The 20163-nt window shown below is 60.2% G+C and carries 17 protein-coding genes and 1 pseudogene; 10 read left to right on the top strand and 8 right to left on the bottom strand.

Annotated features, from left to right (window positions below; all coding sequences use genetic code 11):
• Positions 1 to 82 precede the first annotated feature (82 nt).
• Positions 83 to 628 carry a TetR/AcrR family transcriptional regulator gene (locus tag ACLBW8_RS17285; RefSeq protein WP_262667453.1) on the top strand — a complete coding sequence of 182 codons (546 nt, stop codon included), beginning with the start codon at positions 83 to 85 and terminating at the stop codon, positions 626 to 628.
• A gap of 135 nt (positions 629 to 763) precedes the next feature.
• On the opposite strand, the gene ACLBW8_RS17290 is transcribed toward ACLBW8_RS17285, so the two are convergent.
• The 4 genes from ACLBW8_RS17290 to ACLBW8_RS17305 form a co-directional block, all read right to left on the bottom strand.
• Complete coding sequence (locus ACLBW8_RS17290; RefSeq protein WP_064451655.1) at positions 764 to 1543, bottom strand: ABC transporter permease; 780 nt, start codon at positions 1541 to 1543, stop codon at positions 764 to 766.
• Positions 1540 to 2472: an ABC transporter ATP-binding protein gene (locus ACLBW8_RS17295; RefSeq protein ID WP_064451654.1), complete on the bottom strand. Its 933-nt coding sequence runs from the start codon at positions 2470 to 2472 to the stop codon at positions 1540 to 1542. Before ACLBW8_RS17295 ends, ACLBW8_RS17290 begins: the two co-directional genes overlap by 4 nt.
• Positions 2473 to 2606: 134 nt before the next feature.
• Positions 2607 to 3224 (bottom strand): glutathione S-transferase family protein, encoded by a 618-nt coding sequence (locus ACLBW8_RS17300; RefSeq protein ID WP_447805934.1) that lies wholly within the window; start codon positions 3222 to 3224, stop codon positions 2607 to 2609.
• A 56-nt stretch (positions 3225 to 3280) separates the two neighbouring features.
• On the bottom strand, positions 3281 to 3940 hold the full coding sequence (locus tag ACLBW8_RS17305) for a transglutaminase-like domain-containing protein (RefSeq protein WP_447805935.1): 660 nt from the start codon (positions 3938 to 3940) through the stop codon (positions 3281 to 3283).
• Positions 3941 to 4130: 190 nt separating this feature from the next.
• On the opposite strand from ACLBW8_RS17305, the gene ACLBW8_RS17310 reads away from it, so the two are divergent.
• Positions 4131 to 6578, top strand: a complete 2448-nt coding sequence (locus tag ACLBW8_RS17310; RefSeq protein ID WP_262667452.1) for an acyl-CoA dehydrogenase — start codon at positions 4131 to 4133, stop codon at positions 6576 to 6578.
• Positions 6579 to 6653: 75 nt separating this feature from the next.
• Positions 6654 to 7061 carry a PA2817 family protein gene (locus ACLBW8_RS17315; RefSeq protein WP_064451650.1) on the top strand — a complete coding sequence of 136 codons (408 nt, stop codon included), beginning with the start codon at positions 6654 to 6656 and terminating at the stop codon, positions 7059 to 7061.
• 127 nt (positions 7062 to 7188) lie between these two features.
• On the opposite strand, the pseudogene ACLBW8_RS17320 reads toward ACLBW8_RS17315, so the two are convergent.
• Positions 7189 to 8122: pseudogene (locus tag ACLBW8_RS17320) on the bottom strand (LysR family transcriptional regulator).
• Positions 8123 to 8211: 89 nt separating this feature from the next.
• On the opposite strand from ACLBW8_RS17320, the gene ACLBW8_RS17325 reads away from it, so the two are divergent.
• Positions 8212 to 8838: an alanyl-tRNA editing protein gene (locus ACLBW8_RS17325; RefSeq protein WP_447805936.1), complete on the top strand. Its 627-nt coding sequence runs from the start codon at positions 8212 to 8214 to the stop codon at positions 8836 to 8838.
• Here ACLBW8_RS17325 and ACLBW8_RS17330 read toward each other — a convergent pair.
• Both ACLBW8_RS17330 and ACLBW8_RS17335 read right to left on the bottom strand, forming a co-directional pair.
• Complete coding sequence (locus tag ACLBW8_RS17330; protein WP_447805937.1) at positions 8835 to 10409, bottom strand: alkaline phosphatase D family protein; 1575 nt, start codon at positions 10407 to 10409, stop codon at positions 8835 to 8837. The two genes, ACLBW8_RS17325 and ACLBW8_RS17330, sit on opposite strands and share 4 nt — an antisense overlap.
• Positions 10406 to 10960: a GNAT family N-acetyltransferase gene (locus ACLBW8_RS17335; RefSeq protein WP_447805938.1), complete on the bottom strand. Its 555-nt coding sequence runs from the start codon at positions 10958 to 10960 to the stop codon at positions 10406 to 10408. Before ACLBW8_RS17335 ends, ACLBW8_RS17330 begins: the two co-directional genes overlap by 4 nt.
• A gap of 190 nt (positions 10961 to 11150) precedes the next feature.
• Here ACLBW8_RS17335 and ACLBW8_RS17340 point away from each other — a divergent pair, with 190 nt between their 5' ends.
• The 6 genes from ACLBW8_RS17340 (at position 11151) to ACLBW8_RS17365 (ending at position 18561) form a co-directional block, all read left to right on the top strand.
• The gene (locus ACLBW8_RS17340) at positions 11151 to 11558 is read left to right on the top strand and encodes an ExbD/TolR family protein (protein WP_447805939.1); all 408 of its coding nucleotides are present in this window, start codon (positions 11151 to 11153) and stop codon (positions 11556 to 11558) included.
• Positions 11559 to 11560: 2 nt separating this feature from the next.
• Positions 11561 to 12295, top strand: a complete 735-nt coding sequence (locus tag ACLBW8_RS17345; protein ID WP_128590277.1) for an energy transducer TonB family protein — start codon at positions 11561 to 11563, stop codon at positions 12293 to 12295.
• Between the two features lie 24 nt (positions 12296 to 12319).
• Positions 12320 to 14602, top strand: a complete 2283-nt coding sequence (locus tag ACLBW8_RS17350) for a TonB-dependent receptor (RefSeq protein WP_064451644.1) — start codon at positions 12320 to 12322, stop codon at positions 14600 to 14602.
• 25 nt (positions 14603 to 14627) lie between these two features.
• Positions 14628 to 15275, top strand: a complete 648-nt coding sequence (locus ACLBW8_RS17355; RefSeq protein WP_064451643.1) for a MotA/TolQ/ExbB proton channel family protein — start codon at positions 14628 to 14630, stop codon at positions 15273 to 15275.
• Positions 15276 to 15330: 55 nt separating this feature from the next.
• Entirely contained in the window at positions 15331 to 16548 is a 1218-nt protein-coding gene (locus ACLBW8_RS17360) for a phospholipase D-like domain-containing protein (protein WP_447805940.1), read from the top strand.
• Between the two features lie 273 nt (positions 16549 to 16821).
• The gene (locus tag ACLBW8_RS17365; protein WP_447805941.1) at positions 16822 to 18561 is read left to right on the top strand and encodes a dipeptidase; all 1740 of its coding nucleotides are present in this window, start codon (positions 16822 to 16824) and stop codon (positions 18559 to 18561) included.
• A gap of 247 nt (positions 18562 to 18808) precedes the next feature.
• Here ACLBW8_RS17365 and gltS read toward each other — a convergent pair whose 3' ends face one another.
• On the bottom strand, positions 18809 to 20020 hold the full coding sequence (gltS, locus tag ACLBW8_RS17370; RefSeq protein WP_447805942.1) for a sodium/glutamate symporter: 1212 nt from the start codon (positions 20018 to 20020) through the stop codon (positions 18809 to 18811).
• Positions 20021 to 20163 lie beyond the last annotated feature (143 nt).

Consider the following 20163-nt stretch of genomic DNA (forward strand, 5'->3'; position numbering starts at 1 on the left):
CCGCTAAAGCTAATATTTTGCTTTTGCAGAGTGTGCTACTGGCAAGCGCTTAAAGCAAATTCTTTGTGTTAAGGTTTTACGCATGGCGATAAAAGAAGGCCTCCGCCCGGGAGGCCGTAGTGCCCGGGTACAAGAATCAGTGCATAACGCCGCGCGCGAACTGCTGGAGGCCCATGAGCGTTCCAGCGTTACCGTACCGATGATTGCTGCGCGCGCGGGCGTGACGCCCTCGACGATCTACCGGCGCTGGGGCGACTTGTCCGCCCTGCTCGCCGACGTGGCCTTGGAACGCCTGCGCCCGGACAGCGAGCCCGCCAACACCGGCACCCTTCGCGGTGACCTGCACGCCTGGGCCGAGCAATACCTGGATGAAATGAGCTCAGAACCGGGTCGCAACATGATGCGTGACGTGCAGTGCAGCGTAACCCCGGGGTACTGCGTCAGCATCCTGAGCGGGCAGCTGCAGACGATTGTCGATCGCTACCAAGGCGCCACACCACCGCCGCCGAGCGTGGACCATCTGATCAACCTGCTGGCGGCGCCGACGGTGTTTCGCATTCTGTTCTCAACCGCACCGTTGACGGTACAAGAGCTGCACGCGCTGATCGAGTTGGCACTGAACGCCTGAAGATCCTGCACAAAACCCAATGTGGGAGGGGGCTTGCTCCCGATGAGGGTGGACCAGTCACTGAATAGGTTGACTGACCCACTTCCATCGGGAGCAAGCCCCCTCCCACATTTTTTATCCGTGTGTAATCGCTGCTTACGTACGCATACCGCGCCCGCTCACCAGCAACCGCGCACAACTGACATACAGCACCACGGTGGCCACCAGCATGAAGGTGATCGCCACGCTGATCTTGATATCCGATACGCCCAGGATGCCGTAACGGAAGGCGTTGACCATGTGCAACACCGGGTTGGCCAGCGACACGGTCTGCCAGAACGGCGGCAGCAAGGTGATGGAGTAGAACACCCCGCCCAGATAGGTCAGCGGCGTCAGCACGAACGTCGGGATAATCGAAATATCATCGAAATTGCGCGCAAATACGGCGTTGATAAACCCCAGCAGCGAGAAGATCGTCGCCGTCAGTACGACCACCAGCAGGGTGACCCCAAGGTGATGCACCTGCAGGTGGGTGAAGAACAATGACAGCAAGGTCACGATCACGCCGACCATCAAGCCACGCAGCACGCCACCCAGGGTGTAGCCGATCAGAATGGTGTGGGGCGACACCGGCGACACCATCAGTTCTTCGATGGAGCGCTGGAACTTGCTGCCGAAGAAACTGGAGACCACATTGCCGTAGGAGTTGGTGATCACCGACATCATGATCAGGCCCGGCACGATGTACTCCATGTACGTGAAACCACCCATGTCGCCGATCTGGCGGCCGATCAGGTTACCGAAGATCACGAAGTACAGGACCATGGTGATCGCCGGCGGCAGCAGCGTCTGCGGCCAGATCCGGGTAAAGCGCTTCACCTCGCGGTAAACGATGGTCTGCAGCGCGACAATGTTGGGTTGCAGTTCGGAACTCATACCGCCACCTTCGCCAGATTTTTCTCCACCAGGGACACGAACAACTCCTCAAGGCGATTGGTTTTATTACGCAGGCTCAGCACTTCAATGTTCTGGGCCGCCAACTGGGTGAACAGCGCAGTGATGCCCATGGCCTTGTCCACCTGGACTTCCAGGGTGTGGTCGTCCACCAGGCGGCTCGGGTAGCCGAGCAGTTGCGGCGCCACCGACAGGTTGTTTTTCAGGTCAAGCAGGAAGGTTTCCACATGCAACTGGCCCAGCAGGTTACGCATGCTGGTGTTCTCGACGATGGTGCCGTGGTCGATGATGCCGATGTTGCGGCACAGTTGCTCAGCCTCCTCCAGATAATGGGTGGTGAGGATGATGGTGATGCCCTTCTCGTTCAGCTCGGTGAGGAAGGCCCACATCGATCGACGCAGTTCAATGTCCACGCCTGCGGTCGGCTCATCGAGGATCAGCAGGCGCGGCTCGTGCACCAGCGCGCGGGCGATCATCAGGCGGCGCTTCATGCCGCCGGACAACGAGCGCGAAGGCACGTCACGCTTGTCCCACAGGCCCAACTGAGTGAGGTACTGCTCGGCGCGTTCCTTGGCGATTTTAGCCGGGATGCCGTAGTAGCCGGCCTGAGTTACAACGATGTCGAAGGTCTTTTCGAACTGGTTGAAGTTGAACTCCTGGGGCACCACGCCGATGGAACGTTTGAGCGCCGCCGGGGATTTGTCCAGGTCATGCCCAAAAATATTCACCGTGCCGCTGGTCTTGTTGACCAGGGTCGAGAGGATACCAATGGTGGTGGATTTGCCGGCACCGTTGGGGCCGAGCAAGGCGAAGAAGTCACCTTCGGCAACGTCCAGATCGATACCACTCAGGGCCTGGAAACCGTTGCCGTAGGTTTTGGTTAGCTGCCGGATGGACAGAGCGGAACTCATATCGGAATACGCACCAAAGAAGGGAATAGAAAGAATAGATGAGGGCGCGGCCCAGGTAGTTCAACGGCGGCGCATGACAGGCATGGTGCTTGCCTGCGCCGCACAAGTACAGTCACCCGTATTAATAGTAGGTATTAAGTCAACGCAGTCATCACGGCTTTGCGGTAGGCCGGGCGTTCCTTAAGGCGCTGGTACCAGGCCTCTAGATGGGGCATTGCAGGCCGCTCGATGGGCATTTCAAACCAGGCGTAGATAAAGCTGCCCAAGGGGATGTCGCCCATGCCGATCGCATTGCCCGACAGGTAAGGTTGCGTCGCCAGCGCTTTGTCCACGGTGCTCAAGGCATCGATACAGGCCTGGCGCCCGGCATTGATGCTGTCCCAGTTCTGCTTGTCTGCGGGGGTGCGCAGGATGCCCCAGAACACGGCCTTGAACGGCTCAGCGAGGGTCGAAGTGGTCCAGTCCATCCATTTTTCGGCATTGGCCCGCGCTTTCAGGTCGCTCGGGTACCAGCTCGACGCTTGCTTGGCGCAGAGGTAACGCACGATGGTGTTGGACTCCCACAGCACAAAGTCGCCATCTTCGATCATCGGCACCCGGCCATTGGGGTTCAACGCTCGGTATTGCGGTGTGTCGACCACACCAAAAGCCCCGCCCGCATCAATCGCTTCATAGTCCAGGCCGAGTTCCTCGGCGCACCAAAGTGCTTTCCTGACGTTTGATGAATTTTTACGACCCCAGATTTTCAGCATGACCGCGCCTTATCGTGAATGAACATGGCTTGATGAACGCAGCAGCATACGCCGCTTCACGCGCGGCTTAAATCGGAGTGCATGTCAGCCAACACGATCGGCATATCCTCGGCAAACAGGTGCGGGTAACACTGCTGAATATGAGCGAAGAAAAACGCCTCGGGCACGTCGGAAAACTGCCCGTGGTCCAGCACATATTCCATCGAGCGCTGCCCCTGGCGATTGAACGCGTGAAACACACTGTCGTTGATGCCATCAAATTCCAGCGGTGGTACATCGAAGACGTCGCACAGTTGCTGATTGAACGCCGGCGTGGCCTTGACCCAACGGCCGCGCAGGTAGAACTCTGTATAGCCGTGCATGGCGAACACATCACTTTTGAGCAACGCGATCAGGCGTGGCGTCGACAGGTGATTGCGCACGTCCGCCAGACCGATGCGCGCCGGTATACCGCAGTGACGGGCACAAGCGGCAAGCAAGGTGGCCTTGGGCACACAGTAACTTTCACCGGTCGCCAAGGCGAAGCTGGCGCGCAAGGTGCCTGGGTCGCGGCTGAAGGTGTAAGGGTTGTAGCGAATCGCCTCACGTACGGCGTAATAAAGACTGACTGCCTGGTCACGTAAATCCGCACTGGGACCACGGTGTTTTTCGGCGAACTCCACCACCGCAGGGTGGTCACTATCGATGAAGCGGCTGGGATTCAGGTACGTATCCATGAGCTTTATCTCCGAAGGAAGCCTGGAGTGTAACGACAGGTCTGCCGTGGAGATAACGACGATTCGGCCAAATGTCGGCGCCTGGTGATGGTGCTCCCAGTACAACTCGTTACACCCTGATCACCGCGCTTTTTCGGATGCCGACTAAGCTCCATGGTGGTTTCGCCCCTGGTTTCACGGAGGATTGAATATGCTGTTGTTGTGGATACTGGTTCTGGTGGTCGGCATTGCCTACCTGGCACACCGCCGCACCGCGCCCCTGCCCGCCCTGGGCGTGGTCGCCGTTTACCTGTTGGCGATGGGCGCCTGGAGCCACGCACCGGGTTGGCTGCTGCTGATCTTCTGGGTGTTGATCGCCGTCGTCGCCGTGCCCTTGCTGCTGCCCGACCTGCGCCGCCAATACTTCACCAAGCCGCTGTTCAGCTGGTTTCAGAAAGTCCTGCCGCCGATGTCCGAGACCGAGCGCGACGCGATTGATGCCGGCACCGTGTGGTGGGACGGCGAACTGTTCAGTGGTCGCCCTGACTGGGACAAGTTGCTGGCCTACCCCAAGGCGCAACTGACCGAAGAAGAGCAGGCGTTCATCGACGGTCCCACCGAAGAGCTCTGTGCGATGGTCAGCGACTGGGAGATCGGCCAGGCCATGGACCTGCCGCCCGCCGCCTGGGAACACATCAAGACCCATGGCTTCTTCGCGCTGATCATTCCCAAGGAATACGGCGGCAAGGGTTTCTCTGCCTACGCCCACTCCCAGGTTGCAATGAAACTCGCCACCCGCAGCGGCGACCTGGCATCCACCGTAATGGTGCCCAACTCCCTCGGCCCGGCCGAACTGCTGCTGCATTACGGCACCGATGAGCAACGCAACCACTACCTGCCCCGCCTGGCCCGTGGCGATGATATCCCGTGCTTTGCGCTGACAGGCCCACTGGCCGGCTCCGACGCCGGCGCCATGCCCGACACCGGCGTGATCTGCAAAGGTGAATGGGAAGGCCAGGAAACCCTCGGCCTGCGCCTGAACTGGGAAAAACGCTACATCACCCTCGGCCCGGTGGCGACGTTGCTCGGCCTGGCCTTCAAGGCCCATGACCCGGATCACCTGCTGGGCGATAAAGAAGACCTGGGCATCAGCCTGGCGCTGATCCCGACCGACACCCCCGGCGTGGAGATCGGGCGTCGTCACCTGCCTTTGGGCGCCGCCTTCATGAACGGCCCCAACTCGGGCAAAGACGTGTTCATCCCCCTGGAATTCCTCATCGGCGGCCAGGAAATGCTCGGCAAGGGCTGGATGATGTTGATGAACTGCCTGTCGGTAGGCCGCTCGATCTCCCTGCCCGCCGTCGGCACCGGCGCTGCCAAGTTCACCAGCCTGGTGACGGGGCAATATGCCCAGGTGCGTGAACAGTTCAACGTACCGCTGTCGGCCTTCGAAGGTATTCAGGAAGCCCTTGCGCGCATCGGCGGCAACGCCTGGCTGATGGACAGTGCGCGCATGCTCACCGCCAACGCCGTGGACCTGGGGGAGAAACCCTCGGTGCTGTCGGCGATCCTCAAATACCACCTCACCGAACGCGGCCGCGAGTGCATCAGCCACGCCATGGATGTACACGGCGGCAAGGGCATCATCATGGGCCCGAACAACTACCTGGGTCGCAACTGGCAAGGCGCGCCGATCTTCATCACCGTGGAAGGCGCGAATATCCTCTCGCGCAACCTGATGATATTTGGTCAGGGCGCGATTCGCTGCCATCCGTTCGTGCTCAAGGAAATGGCCCTGGCCGGTCGTGAAGACCATGACCAGGCGCTGAAGGAATTCGATGGCCTGCTGATGCAACATATCGGCTTTGCCGTGAGCAATGCCGCCAGCACGCTGGTACTGAACCTGGGCGTTGGCCACTTTGAGAAAGCCCCAGGCAACCGCTTGAGCCAGGGTTACTTCCGCGCGCTTAACCGTCAGGCCGCAGCATTCGCCCTGCTCGCCGACCTGAGCATGATGTTGCTGGGCGGTGAATTGAAACGTCGCGAACGCCTGTCGGCGCGCCTGGGCGATGTGCTGAGCCATATGTACCTGGCGTCGGCGGCGCTCAAGCGTTATCACGACCTGGATTCGCCGGACCATCTGGAGCCGCTATTCGCCTGGGCCATGGAAGAAAGCCTCGGCGAGTCGGAGCGTGCGCTGGATGAACTGCTGAGCAACTTCCCGAACAAGGTGCTCGGCTGCCTGCTGAGGGTCATCGTGTTCCCGTTCGGGCGTCGGCATACCGGGCCGTCCGATGCACTGGACGCCGAAGTGGCTGCGGTGATCGGTCGCGCCAAAGGCGACCCGACCCTCGAGGAGTTGCTGGCCGGCTGCTATCGCCCGCAATCGGCGGAAGATCCTGTCGGCGCCCTGCAACATGCCTACGACCTGCTCGGCGCCAGCCATCCGCTGCAGAAAAAACTGCATGCCGCGTTGAAAAGCGGCCAGGTCAAACCGACTGCCGGCGAGCATGCCATCGATGCCGCCCTGCACGCCGGGGTGCTGCAACCGGCCGAAGCGCAAACCCTGCGCGATGCCGAAGCAGCGCGGCGCAAGGTGATCGACGTGGATGATTTCAGCAAGGAAGAGCTCACCCAGGCTGAGGGTAAGGTCCGCTGATACCAGCGGTCATATAAAAACGGGCGCGAGAGGCATATACTCTCGCGCCCGTTTTTGCTTTAGAGGACTTATCTCGTGTCCAACGTCGTTGCCGATCATCTCGTCTTGCTCGACCACTTGCGCAGCATCCTGGTTGCCGTCGGCGAAGCCGAACAGGTGCCCGAGGAAAGCCACACTTTGTTCATGGAGCGTTTCGACGAATTACGCGCCCTGCTGCCGATCGATCCGATCGAAAGCCAATACCTGGGCCAGGACCTGATGAGCCAGGTCATCCTGCGCTACCCGCAAATTGCCCACCTGGTGCCGCGCGACCTGCTGTGGTTCTTCGGTGGTGACTGCCTGCACTTCATGCCGGACGACGAACTGGACCTTTACCAGGCCCTGGAAGAACGTCGCTTTGAAGCCGAACAGAACGACGAACCGTTCGACTGGAACCAGGAAAAGCAACTGTTGGCGATGCCGCAAGACCAGAGCACCCACTGATCTCGGCTGACACACTGTTTTTCTGTGGAAGTTGGCTTGCCTGCGATGCAGGCGACTCGGTCGGTCATTCAAACCGAGGCGATGTCATCGCAGGCAAGCCAGCTCCCACACAAGCCAGCACCCGCCACTACCGTCGGCGCAATGTCGGCTCACGCGCCATACACTCCACCAGATAATCAATAAACACCCGTAGCTTCGGCGGCAGATACCGTGTGGGCGAATGCAGCAACCACGCCTCGCCATGGTAGGACGCAATAAAATCCCACTCCGGTAATACCTGCACCAAACGGCCCTCTTCCAAAGCATGGCGCGCGGTGAAATACGGCAAACTGCCAACCCCCACATGCTGCAACACCGCATCCAGCCGCACCCCGGTGTGGTTCGCCGCATACCGCCCGCGCACGCCCACCGTTACCGCCTTGCCACCCTGGCGGAATTTCCAGCGTGAATCGCCCGGTGTTTCACCGAGGTAGATGCAACTGTGCTCCAGCAAGTCATGGGGATGGCCTGGCGTGCCATGCTCGGCCAGGTACTGCGGCGTCGCACACAGCAAGTGTTCAATGGGCAACAACTGGCGGCCGACCAATCCGGGCGGTGGGCTATCGGTGATGCGGATGCTCAGGTCGACATTGTCGTCGATCAGGTCCACATGCCGATCCTCAAGGATCAGCTGTACATCGACCTTGGGATAGCGCCGCAAGAACTCCGGCATATGCGGGTGCACCACAAACCGCCCGACGGCCTTGGGTACGCTGACCCGCACCAGGCCCTCGGCCTTCATGGGTGAACTGGCCGCTGACTTCCATCACCGAACGCGCCGCGTTGACCATCTCCTGGCAGCGCTTGAACACCTCTTCACCGCCCTCGCTCAAGCGTAACTTGCGTGTGGTGCGTTGCAGCAAGCGCGTGGCCAGGGCTTGCTCCAGGCGCGAGATACTGCGACTTACCGCCGAGGGTGAAACGCTCAGTTGCCGCGCGGCTTCGGAAAAGCTGCCGGTTTCCACCACTTTGACGAAAATCGCCATTTCACCCAGCAACGGCAAAGGAAGATTGATGCTCATTACGCACAGGTCCATTGATATTTGAATGGATTATCACTCATCAGCGCACTATTTATACTGCCCACAGAACCTTGATGCGGATGTAGATAATGACCGAGCGCCTGTTTTTTACCCACGACCACCTGACGGCCGAGCTTGAAGTGCTGAGTTGTACCCCGCACGAAGGCCAGTTTGCCGTCACGTTGCAATCAACGATTTTTCATCCTCAAGGTGGCGGGCAACCGTTTGACACCGGCTGGCTCGGCGACAGCCAGGTCGTGCGTGTCACCCAGGAAGCCGACCGCGTGCTGCATTATGTCAGCCAGCCCGTGGAACTCGGCCCGATCACCGCGCGGGTCGATGCGCAACGCCGCTCGCTTTACACGCGCCTGCACTCCGCTGGGCACTTGATTGGCAATGCCGGTGAAAGCCTGGGCTGGATGCCGATCAAGGCTCATCACTGGCCGGGCGAATGCAAAATCACCTTTATCCGCGGGCAAGCGGCGCAGGCCATAGACGCCGAGACGCTCCAGGCTCAAATCAACCAATGGATCGCCGCTGACTACCCGCGCCACATGGTCCTGGAAGACGGCACCCGTGAAGTGGGCTTTGGCGAATTGCCCGCCTACGCCTGTGGCGGTACACATGTGCAGGCCTTGAGCGAGTTGGGCCAGGTAACGATCCTCGGCCTGTCGGAGAAAAAAGGCGCGCTGTCAGTGCGCTATAGCCTGGATTAAAGCGCAATCGCCCCCGGCCGACCCGGCTCCACCACAAACGACTTAAGCGTCGACACGGTGGCCTGTGGGTCACGCGGGTCGGTAATCACGCGAAAGTGGGTGAGCATGCTCGAAGCCTCCAGCTCCACCGACACATAGCCGCGTTGTCGACTGTCGAAGAACTTTACATGCGGGTTGAGCGGCAGGATCTGGCTGAACGCCTCAAAGGGCGGGCCATCCGAGGTCACTGAGCTACCGACGAATTCGGTGGCCACAATGTGCGAGTCCGGGTTGTTGGCGTCGGCATGCAGGTCGGTGGTCCAGAACGAATGGATATCACCGCCCCAGAACACCGGGTTCTTTACCTGATGACGCTCGATGGACGCCAGCATGCGTGAGCGGTTCGCCATGTAGCCGTCCCAGCCGTCTGTCCAATGGCCCACCTGGTGGCTGGTCAAATCGCGCTGGATCAGTGGCGCTACCAGCAAGTCCTGAGCGATCACATTCCACTGCGCCTTCGACTGCGCAAACCCCTGGTCAAGCCAGGCTTCCTGCTGCCAGCCGAGCATCGTGCGACGGGGGTCGCGCAGGTCGGCGCAGGTGTTGGCAGCAATGTGCCCCTGATGACTGCCATTAGCCTGGATGCAGGGTTGTTCGGAGCGGTACTGTCGGCCATCCAACACATGGAAACGCGCCAGCTGGCCGTAGTCCAGGCGTCGGTAAACGCGCATGTCCGGACCTTTGGGCAGGCTGCTGGCGCGCAGCGGCATGTGTTCGTAAAAGGCCTGGTACGCCGCAGCCCGTTGCTGGAGAAATTGCGTTACTGGAATCTTCGGGTCCTGGGACCAACGGTTGGCGTAGTCGTTCTGCACCTCGTGATCATCCCAGGTCGCCACGCTCGGCGCAGCAGCGTGCAGGGCCTGCAAGTCCGGGTCGGTTTTGTACAGCGCATAACGGTTGCGGTAGTCGCTCAAGCTCACGGCATTACCGCTGCCATGGGGGCGAATGATCTTGCCTGAGTCCGCAGCAAGGGAACTGTCGTAGATGTAGTCGCCAAGGAAAAACACCAGGTCGGGTTGCTCCGCCGCCAAGTGGCGATAAGCACTGAAGTAACCGCGTTCCCAATGCGAGCAGGAGACAAACCCCAGCCGTGCCGACGCCATGGCCTGCAGCGGCGGCGTCGTGCGCGCCTGGCCCACCGCGCTCTGTGCCCCGAGGCCTTCGAACTGGTACCAATACGGCCTGCCCGCCTCCAGCCCCGCCACCTCGACATGCACCGAATGGGCGAAATGTTCGGTTGCCATGACCTCACCCTGTTTGACAATGCGCTGCATCGCCGCATCGCTGGCCACCCGCCAACGCACCGGCACGGCGCGGCTCAAGCCACCCCGCCCATCCGCTGCGTTAAACCACGGTGCCAGGCGCGTCCAGATCACAAAGCCATCCGGCAGCGGGTCACCGGATGCCACGCCAAGGGTAAACGGATAATCAACCCCGGCACTGCGCGCAAAGGGGCTGAGAATCGAAAACGCGGTGGCGATGGCAAGACCACTGAGTACCCGCCGCCGCTCATGGTCCACTGCACCAGTCACACTCGGCGCTCCCAGTCACCGCGCACGGTGGCGAAGCCGAGCAAGTCCTCATACACGCCGTTCTTGAGAAACGCTTGGCGCATACAGCCCTCATAACGCAGGCCGATTTTCTCCATGACCCGCGCCGACTCCTTATTGCGGCCAAAACACTGGCTGCCCACCCGCTGCAACCCCAGTTCGGCAAACCCGAAATCCATCACCGCGCTCGCCGCTTCAGCCGCATAACCCTGGTTGCGACAGTGCGCTGCCACCCAACCACCCAACTGCCCATAGTGATGACGAGGGTTAAGTCGCAGGCTGACGATGCCGATCAACGCACCGGTTTCACGTACATGCATGCCCAGGTTCAACAACTCACCCGCGCGGTATTTTTCGGCATTCCCGGCAATAAAACCCTGCGCCGTTTCCAGGGTGTAGGGCGACGGGATATTCGCCGTGTTGTCGGCGATTTTCGGCCCGTTGGCGAGGTGGAACAGTGTCTCGGCCTGGTCCATTTCCAGCGCCCGCAATAGAAGTCGCGGTGTGGATATATGAGGCAATGCAGTGGACATACGAGAGGGCTCTCGAGATAAATTCTTCAAGCATGTACGCCCTTCGTGTCAATTTCATTACGTCATAAAACTGCAAGGTTAAACGCCTGTAAGACGCGTCCTAGAGCCTTTAAAACGTAAATTAATGTTAACCATTCGGTCATTTTTGACTGTTAGCGTGTCGCCCCTAATTCAATTACGGGGTAACAGAATGAGAACCTGGGATGAGCCCAAGAAACGCAAGGCGCACATTGAGTTGATCCCAATGATCGACGTGATGATGTTCCTCCTGGTGTTTTTCGTACTGGTGAGCTTGAACGTGATTCCGGCACTCGGCATGAAGACTCAATTGCCCAGCGCGAGCAGCTCACAACAACTCAAGCCGCAGAACAAATTCATCCTGACCCTGGGTCTGGAAGGCCAGTTGCAGCTCGACGGCAAGGACCTCGCGGTCGACGCTCTGGTGCCGGCACTGAAGGCGGCAGAAAAGCCTGATACCAAATCGACAATCATCGTCAACAGCGACAAAGGTGTGGAGGTTTCGCGCCTGATGGAAGTCATGGACACCCTGCGCCTGGGTGGCTTTACCTCCGTGTCCATCGCCACGCGTAAGTCCTGATCATGTATGTACTGTTTCGTACGCGTCGGCTGCTGGGCAGTGTCCCGGCCCTGATCGCCCTGGTGCTGATTGCACTGGGTATCCAGTCCCAACCCCTGAAAATCCAGCCGCAGTACGACGAGTCGGCGGTTGAACTGGCCTTGGTCGAGCCGGAGCCCGAAGTGGTTCCCGAACCCGTGGTGGAGCAAGAGCCGCCACCGCCGGTCATCGAGGATGAAGAGGCCGAACCGGCCCCGCCGCCGCCACCGCCCAAGCCATTGCCAAAACCTGAACCCAAGCCCAAGCCGATCCCCAAGCCCAAGCCCGTCGTTGCTGCCAAGCCAACACCCACGCCGACGCCGGCACCTGCGGTTGCGGCGAAGCCGGTACAGGCTGCCGTGGCACCGACGCCTGCCCCGCCCGCCCCGCCGGCGCCGCCCAAAGTGGATGGCCAGGCGCTGGAAGGCGGCTACCTCAAGGGGCTGCGCAACGAGCTGGACACTTACAAGCAATACCCCACCGGGCGCCAGGCGTCCCTCGAACGCCCCAGTGGCGAGGTGGTGGTCTGGTTGATGGTGGATCGACAAGGCCGCGTCCTGGACGCCGGGATTCAGACCCCGGCGCCCAGCATGCTGCTCAATCGGGCCGCTACCAATAGCCTGCGCCGCATCAAGCAGGTCAAACCGTTCCCCGAACAAGCCTTCGGTGGACGTAACGAGCAACGCTTCACCGCCACCTTCAACTACAGCGTGCAATAAGCACCCGACACCAGGACGACAGTGATGAGGTTCACCCGCATTCATCTGGCACTCGTTGCCGCTACGAGCATGACCCACGGAGTGGTCATGGCAGATACCAGCGACAGTGACGTCGGCACAATTGGAGTACAGGGCAAGGCAACCGCGGGGGGCGGTTACATGGTCCAGGAAGAGAGCGCCAAGGGCCGCTCGACCATCACCAAGGAAGCGTTGGACAAACAGACTGCCACCGGCAACGCCATCGACAAGCTCAAGTACACGCCGGGGCTGAACATCTCCAGCGAGGACAACACCGGCCTTTCGGGCTTTCGCTTCACCATGCGCGGGATGAACTCCGACCAGGTGGGTATGTCGGTCGATGGCATGCCGATCAACGACTCTGGCAACTACGCGCTGTATTCCAACCTGCTGGGCGACCCGGAAAACATCGACCAGATTTTTGTCACCCAGGGCTCATCGGAAGCCGACGGCCCGCACATCGGTTCCAGCGGTGGCAACATCGGTATCGTAACGATTCGTCCGACTAAGGAAACCGGAGCCTTCGTCAAACAGGTGGTGGGCAGCAACGCCACCCGCAAGACGTTTGCCCGACTCAACACCGGTGAAGTCAACGGCCTGAGCAACTGGCTGTCGGCCTCCCATACCGAAGGCCAGATGTGGCGCGGCTCGGGTGCCGTACGGGCCGACAAGGTGGAGTGGAACAGCTTCTTCGACGCCGGCAACGGCAACACGGCCAACCTGATCCTCAAATACCACGAGCAAGACAACAACAGTTACAGCCAGTTGACCAAGGCGCAGTTCCAGCAATACGGCCGCAAATACGACCCGTACCCGGCGACGCCGGCGGTGGGCTCCAACGGCAAAGTCAGCAGCTACTACGACCTGGCGCAGAACCCGTTCCAGACCTTTACCGCCGTCCTCAACACCCAATACAAGTTGCGCGACAACCTGTCCCTCTCGGTGATCCCGTATTACTACTACGGCAACGGCAGCGGCGTAGGCTCCTCCGCCTATGCGCTGAACAGCAGCTCGAACAAGGGTGGCGTTTTCGACCTCGGCAACCTGCCGACGGCGGCCCAATACAACGCCGACGGCTCCGCCACCACGGGCGTCTACTACCGTCCTTCGCGCACTCAGACCTGGCGCCCCGGCATCACCACCAAACTGAACTGGGACCTGGGCGACCACAGCCTGCAATTCGGCTACTGGTACGAACGCGCCCGCCAAAGCCAGACCCAACCGTTCATTGCCCTCAAGAACAGCGGCAAGCCAAGCGACACCTGGCCGGACGGCAGTTCCGTGGTCGATGCGAACGGCAACACCGTACAAGGTCGCGACCGCTACACCGTGACGCCTGCGCAAAAAGTCTGGACCCAGGACACCTGGTACATCAACTCGGACTGGACGCTGATCGCTGGCATTGCCTACATGAACGTCGAGCGTGAAGGCACCAACCACGGCAGCCTCACCGAACAACCGGGCAAAGCCAACCAGACCTACAACAAGTTGCTGCCCAACGCCGGCCTCAAATACCAGCTCGACGAGCGTGACCAGTTGTTCTACAGCCTGTCGCGCAACATGCGTATTCCGCAGAACTACGTGCTGTACGACAAAGGCGTCGGCTCCCTGGACGCCAAGCCGGAACTGAGCTGGAACCAGGAACTGGGCTGGCGCTACACCGGCGAAGACACCACCCTCGCCGCCACCCTGTTCTATATGCAGTTCAAGAATCGCCAGCTCACCTCCCTGGACAGCAACGGTGATTCGGCCGACATCAACGCCGGCACCGTGATCAACAAAGGCCTGGAACTGGAGTGGAGCGGCAAGCTGCCCAACCACTTCAACTACTACACGTCCTACACCTACACCAGCTCCAAGCAGCAGGATGACCTGACCGTCTTCAACGCCGGCAAGCCCATCGTGCTGCCCACCAGCGGCAAGCAGTTCGCCAACGTGCCGACCAACATGCTGGCGGCCAACCTCGGCTATGACGACGGGCGCTTCTACGGCACGTTCGGCGGCAAGTTCACCAGCAAGCTCTACGGCGACCTGACCAACGACGAAGCCATTTCCGCGCGCACCATTTTCAACCTTGGCGCCGGTATCTACCTGCCGGTCGACAAGAAAGTGGTCAAGGACGCAACGCTGCGCCTGAACGTCGACAACCTGTTCGACAAGAAGTACCTGGACGGCGTGTACACCACCAAGACCAACTCGGCGACCTACAGCGGTTTCCGCGATGGCGACCCGGCTTACATCGTGGGCCTGGACCGCACCGTCACGGTTTCCCTGGAAGCGAATTTCTGATTAATCACTTGAGAGGACAACACTCATGGACATGGACCTGCTTCACCAAATCACCTTTTATGTGATGTATGCCGCGATGGCGATTGCGATTTTCATCACCATCGAACGTGGCATCTACTTCGCCTACGTACGCCGCCAGGCGCGGGCCTTGACCGAAGCGCTGGGCGCCAGCGTGCACAGCGAACGCGACCTGCCACAAGCGCTGACCCGCCGTGACAGCCTGCCGCTGAACATGGTGCTGCCGATCCTGGCGCAGAAGGCGTCCCATGGTTCGCGCAAAGACCTGGACGACGAAATCGAAACCCAGTACCTGAAGACCCGCGCACCGCTGTCGCGCAGCCTGTGGATCATCGAAACCATCACCACCGCCGCGCCGTTGCTGGGCCTGTTGGGCACCATCCTTGGCATCATCGACACCTTCAAGGCACTGGCCAGTGCCGGCGTGTCCGACCCAGGCCAGATTTCCGGTGGTATCGGCACGGCCTTGTTCGCCACGGGCTTGGGTATCGCCATCGCACTGTTCTGCGTGGTGTTCCACAACTTCTTCCAGGACAGCCTGGAGCGCATCAACGATCAGCTGAAAATCCTGCTGATCCGCGCCGCCACCGGGGCCCGTGTACAGGGCGAAGTGCCGCACCTGGTGCCGACCCCGTTGCACACCCGCACCGCATGACCTGCAGGGCGGGCGCAGCAGGCGCCCGCCCTTCTTTTTGCCTGCCGAGACACCTATGTCCCTATCGCTGAAGTTGCGTATCGCAGGCCTCACCGGCCTGCTCCTCAGTCCGCTTGCCCAAGCGGACTTTTCGATTCCCGGGTTTGAACTAGTGCACACCGTGCCGGTGGACACCGCATTGGGCACCGCCGATTTGCGCCAGCCTGGCCCGGTGTGGATCGAGTTGTTTGACGGTGCGAAAAGCACCCTTGATATCGGCCAGTTCTACGCGGCCGACCATCCCGGCTCGGTGATGGACAAGGTCATCGAACACCTGGAAGCTGCCGGCAAACGCGGGGTGAAAATTCGCTTTTTGCTCGAAGAAAAAGGCATTCGGCTGTCGGAAGCGTCCACCCTGGAACGCTTGCGGGCGATCCCCAACCTGACCTTCCGCGTGCTGTCGTACGGGCAACTGAGCGGTGGAATCATCCACGCCAAATACATGGTGGTGGACGGCAAGCAGGCGTTTGTCGGCAGCCAGAATTTCGATTGGCGCTCGCTGGAACATATCCACGAGACCGGGCTGCGCATCAGCGATGCCACCGTGGTCAGCCAGGTTCAGGCGATCTTCAATCAGGACTGGCAAGCCCAGGCCGCCCTGGCAGATAAACAACCGGTGCCACTGCCTGCCGCAAGCCAGGCACCTGCGCGCACCGGCAACTATCTGGTGGCCAGCCCGCAACGCTACAACCCGCCGGGCGTGGGCGATTCACAGCTGGAACTGCCGCGCCTGCTGAGCGAAGCCAAGAAAGAAGTGCGTGTGCAACTGCTCGACTACGCGCCGCTGTCCTACGGACCGGACAGGACCCGTCCGTACTACGCGGTGATCGACAACGCCGTACGTGCTGCGGCAGCGCGAGGGGTGGCGGTCAAGCTGATGGTGTCCAACTGGAACACCGACAAGCTGGAACTGCCCTACCTCAAAAGCCTGGCCGTGCTGCCCAATGTAGAGATCAAAATCGTCACCCTGCCCGAGGCCAAGCAAGGGTTTATCCCTTATGCGCGGGTGATCCACAGCAAGACGATGGAAATCGACGGGCAAGTTGCATGGGTCGGCACCAGCAACTGGCTGGGCGGGTACCTGGATAACTCGCGCAACCTGGAAGTGGTGATGCACGACACGGCGATGGCCAAGCGTGTAGGAGAGCTGCATGAACAGTTGTGGGACGGGCCCTATGCCAAGCCATTGGATGTAGCGGCACAGTATCCGGACCCTCATCCTGGCAAGCCTTGATGTGAAACGTGCTTCAACACCCGCCACACCCCTGTGGGAGCGGGCTTGCCTGCGATAGCGATGCACCAGTCACCGCTGGCTTCGACTGACACACCGCCTTCGCGAGCACGCCCGCGCCCACATTTGGATCTCTACAGTCCCGGCATTTAAGTACGACATTTCCCACGCCAGGGTCTCCCTCTCCCGACCTTGGTGATGGTAGTGTGTGGAAATGTTTCTGACTTACTGATCAGAAACTCCTTACTTACTACCTGCAAAGGAATGCCTCCAGCAATGCACTTTCCCCTTAAAAAACTGGTTGCCGCCACGCTGTTCGCCGCCAGCCTCTCGGCCGTCGCCACACCGGCATTTGCCAACATCACCGCCGAACAGAGCGCGACAATTCTGAAGAGTTTCAACGAAACATCGGTCACCGATTTTCGTGGTTTCCTCGGCACCCTGGCCAAGGGCGACCTGGCGAAAACCGATGACGTCGGGCCGGCCATCAATGCCTTCCTGACCAATAAAACCCTGACCGCCGACCAGCAAAATGAAATCAATCGCCTGCTGGGTATTTACACGCGAGTGAAATACGGCAAAGCCGCCCTCGAAACCCTGCGCGAGCTGGTGGAAATCCCGACCTTCAACGTCGACGGCCTGCCACAGTACAAGAACCCGGAGTTCCTCAAGATCGCCGACAAAATTCAGAGCCTGGCCAAGGCCTTCAACCTGAACTTCCGGAACATCGACAACCGCGTGTACGAAATCTCCCTGGAAGGCAGCGGCGATGAAGTGGTTGGCATTCACGCCCACGCTGACGTGGTGCCGGTGACGCCGGAAAACTGGGTGCTCAAGGACGGCACCAAACTCGACCCGTTCAAGGTCACGCTGATCGGCGATCGCATGTATGGTCGCGGCACTGAGGATGACAAAAACGGCATCGTAGTGGCCATGTATGCCATGAAGGTCATCAAGGAAGAGAAGCTGCCGCTGGCGCGCAACTTCAAGTTGCTGGTGGACACCACCGAGGAAACGTCCGGCGACGCGATTCCTTACTACTTCGAACATAACCCAACGCCCAAATACAACCTGGCGCTGGACGGCGGCTACCCGGTGGTGATTGCCGAGAAAGGCTACGGCACGGTCATGGCGACGTTCCCGGTGCGCAAGGGTGAAGGCAAAGGCGCGGAAATCATCGCGATGACCGGCGGCATGGCCACCAACCAGATTCCTTCGGTGTCGGTGGCCACCCTGGTCAGCGACACGCCCGCAGAACTTGCCGCCAGCCTGCAAAAAGCCGGCGCGGAATACGCCAAGCGTAATGGCGGCGACTTTGAGGTCAACGCCAAGGTCGATGGCAAGCAGGTCAAACTGACGGTCACCGGCGTGTCCGCTCACTCGTCCGAACCGCAATCGGGCGTCAACCCGGTTGCACGCATGTTGGAATTGATCCACAGCATCGACGGCAAAATCGCCCTCAAGCACAACCACATCACTGATGCCGCGCGTTATGCCGCCGACAACTGGGGCCTGGATTACCTGGGTGGCAAACTGGGCGTTGGCTTCTCCGATGCATTCATGGGGCCGCTGACCACCTCGCTGACCTTTGTCGGTCTGGATGACAAAGTCTTCAAGCTGGCGGTGAACCTGCGCGTACCAAAGGGCAAATCCCCGGCAGTGCTCAAGGCCGAAATTGCCGACAAACTCAGCGCCTGGGACAAGCAAACCAACGTGGCTGTGAACTTCACCTACTCGGTCGCCGAGCCGATGTACCGCAACCCTGAAGGTGAATGGGTGAAGGCCTTGTTGGCCGTGGCCAGCGAAAACCTGGGCATGGAACACAAGTTCGGCACTTCGGCCGGCGCCACCTCCGTGCATGAACTGCCCAATGGCGTGCAATTCGGCCTGGCGCGGCCGGAGGTCAAATACACCGGGCATACGGACGGTGAATTCAAGACGGTCGACCAGTTCCTGCTGGACCTGCAGATTGTCACTGAAATGATGGGACGTGTCGGGCAATTGCCGAAGCTCTGATTGGCAAAGCACCGGCTGTCGCCGCAATAACAACAACGCCGATCATCACTGATCGGCGTTGTTGTTATTGCGGCCCTGTAAACGAGCCAAAAGGCATCCAGTGCAGTGCAGGGCCTACTGCATCGGCTCGTTCATGGGTTTTCCCGTGGGGTTCAAGCGCTGCAATGCCAGCGGGCGCGGGTCACCGTCGAGCAGGAGCGGTTCTTAATCCTCACCCAACTTCTGGGTGAAGCGAGAGGTCGCGGACTCATCCCACCACATCGAACAACGGCAGCGCCAGGTACAGCTTGATCACCACCGCATTGGTGATATCGATAAAGAACGCACCCACCATCGGCACGACCAGAAAGGCGATTGGCGACGGGCCGAAGCGTTGCGTCACCGCCTGCATATTGGCAATCGCAGTGGGCGTGGCGCCCAAACCGAAGCCGCAGTGCCCTGCCGCCAGCACCGCTGCGTCGTAGTGACTGCCCATGACCCGGAACGTCACGAAAATCGCAAACAGGGCCATCATCAACGCCTGTGCCGCCAACAGGATGAAAATCGGCAGCGCCAGCGCCGCCAGGTCCCAGAGTTTGAGCGACATCAAGGCCATCGCCAGGAACAACGACAGGCTGACATTACCCAGCACCGACACTTCACGCTCAAACACTTGGTGCCAGCCCAGCGCCGACAAGCCGTTGCGCACTAACACTGCGACGAACAGCACACACACAAAAGTCGGCAGCTCGAATGCCGTACCTTGAATCAAACCACTCAAAAACGTACCGACCTGCAAGCTGATCGCCAGGAGCGCAAGCGTCTCAATAAAGGAGAACGGGGTAATCAAGCGCTCCTGATCGGGCTGCTCAAAACCTTGCGGCAGGCGCGGTTGAGAATGCTCAACACCCGGCACGCGTACACGCTTGATCAGCAAACGCGCGACCGGGCCACCAATCAAGCCACCCAGTACCAAGCCAAACGTCGCCGACGCGATCGCCAACTCAGACGCGGACGCCACGCCATACTTCTCACTGAACACTCCCGCCCATGCGGCTCCGGTGCCGTGCCCACCTGACAACGTGACAGAGCCGGCAAGCAAGCCCATGAGCGGGTCGAGCCCGAGCGCCGTGGCCAGGGCGATACCCATGGCGTTCTGCACAACCAGCAGGGCAGTCACGACCAACAGGAAGAGACCCAACACCCGTCCGCCTTTTTTCAGGCTGGCAAAGTCCGCATTCAGGCCGATGGTGGCAAAAAACGCCAACATTAATGGCGCTTGCAATGACGCATCGAATCGAACCTCGACCCCCGTCAGTGCGCGCAACAACACAAGCAACGCGGCAATCAACAGGCCACCGGCGACCGGCTCCGGAATACTGTAGGCACGTAAAAAGCCGATTCGGGCCACCAGCCAGCGCCCCAGTAACAGCACCAGCGAGGCGGCGACCAAGGTTGAATAGAAATCGAGTTGGAACATCCGGGCAGCTCTCTGAAGTGAACACGCAGAACGGGCTGGCCAGAGTAGAGACAACGGAACAGGTACACACCCACCCGATATCAAATACAGATTATTCCTACGCGCTTCACTACACGCCCTACACACGGTGTGTTTCCGTGGAT

It is taken from the genome of Pseudomonas sp. M5A4_2d (genome assembly GCF_053345295.1).

Coding starts and splice junctions, on each gene's coding strand:
- ACLBW8_RS17285 (WP_262667453.1), top strand. CDS start 83: ATGGCGATAAAAGAAGGCCTCCGCCCGGGAGGCCGTAGTGCCCGGGTA.
- ACLBW8_RS17290 (WP_064451655.1), bottom strand. CDS start 1,543: ATGAGTTCCGAACTGCAACCCAACATTGTCGCGCTGCAGACCATCGTT.
- ACLBW8_RS17295 (WP_064451654.1), bottom strand. CDS start 2,472: ATGAGTTCCGCTCTGTCCATCCGGCAGCTAACCAAAACCTACGGCAAC.
- ACLBW8_RS17300 (WP_447805934.1), bottom strand. CDS start 3,224: ATGCTGAAAATCTGGGGTCGTAAAAATTCATCAAACGTCAGGAAAGCA.
- ACLBW8_RS17305 (WP_447805935.1), bottom strand. CDS start 3,940: ATGGATACGTACCTGAATCCCAGCCGCTTCATCGATAGTGACCACCCT.
- ACLBW8_RS17310 (WP_262667452.1), top strand. CDS start 4,131: ATGCTGTTGTTGTGGATACTGGTTCTGGTGGTCGGCATTGCCTACCTG.
- ACLBW8_RS17325 (WP_447805936.1), top strand. CDS start 8,212: ATGACCGAGCGCCTGTTTTTTACCCACGACCACCTGACGGCCGAGCTT.
- ACLBW8_RS17335 (WP_447805938.1), bottom strand. CDS start 10,960: ATGTCCACTGCATTGCCTCATATATCCACACCGCGACTTCTATTGCGG.
- ACLBW8_RS17340 (WP_447805939.1), top strand. CDS start 11,151: ATGAGAACCTGGGATGAGCCCAAGAAACGCAAGGCGCACATTGAGTTG.
- ACLBW8_RS17345 (WP_128590277.1), top strand. CDS start 11,561: ATGTATGTACTGTTTCGTACGCGTCGGCTGCTGGGCAGTGTCCCGGCC.
- ACLBW8_RS17350 (WP_064451644.1), top strand. CDS start 12,320: ATGAGGTTCACCCGCATTCATCTGGCACTCGTTGCCGCTACGAGCATG.
- ACLBW8_RS17355 (WP_064451643.1), top strand. CDS start 14,628: ATGGACATGGACCTGCTTCACCAAATCACCTTTTATGTGATGTATGCC.
- ACLBW8_RS17360 (WP_447805940.1), top strand. CDS start 15,331: ATGTCCCTATCGCTGAAGTTGCGTATCGCAGGCCTCACCGGCCTGCTC.
- ACLBW8_RS17365 (WP_447805941.1), top strand. CDS start 16,822: ATGCACTTTCCCCTTAAAAAACTGGTTGCCGCCACGCTGTTCGCCGCC.
- gltS (WP_447805942.1), bottom strand. CDS start 20,020: ATGTTCCAACTCGATTTCTATTCAACCTTGGTCGCCGCCTCGCTGGTG.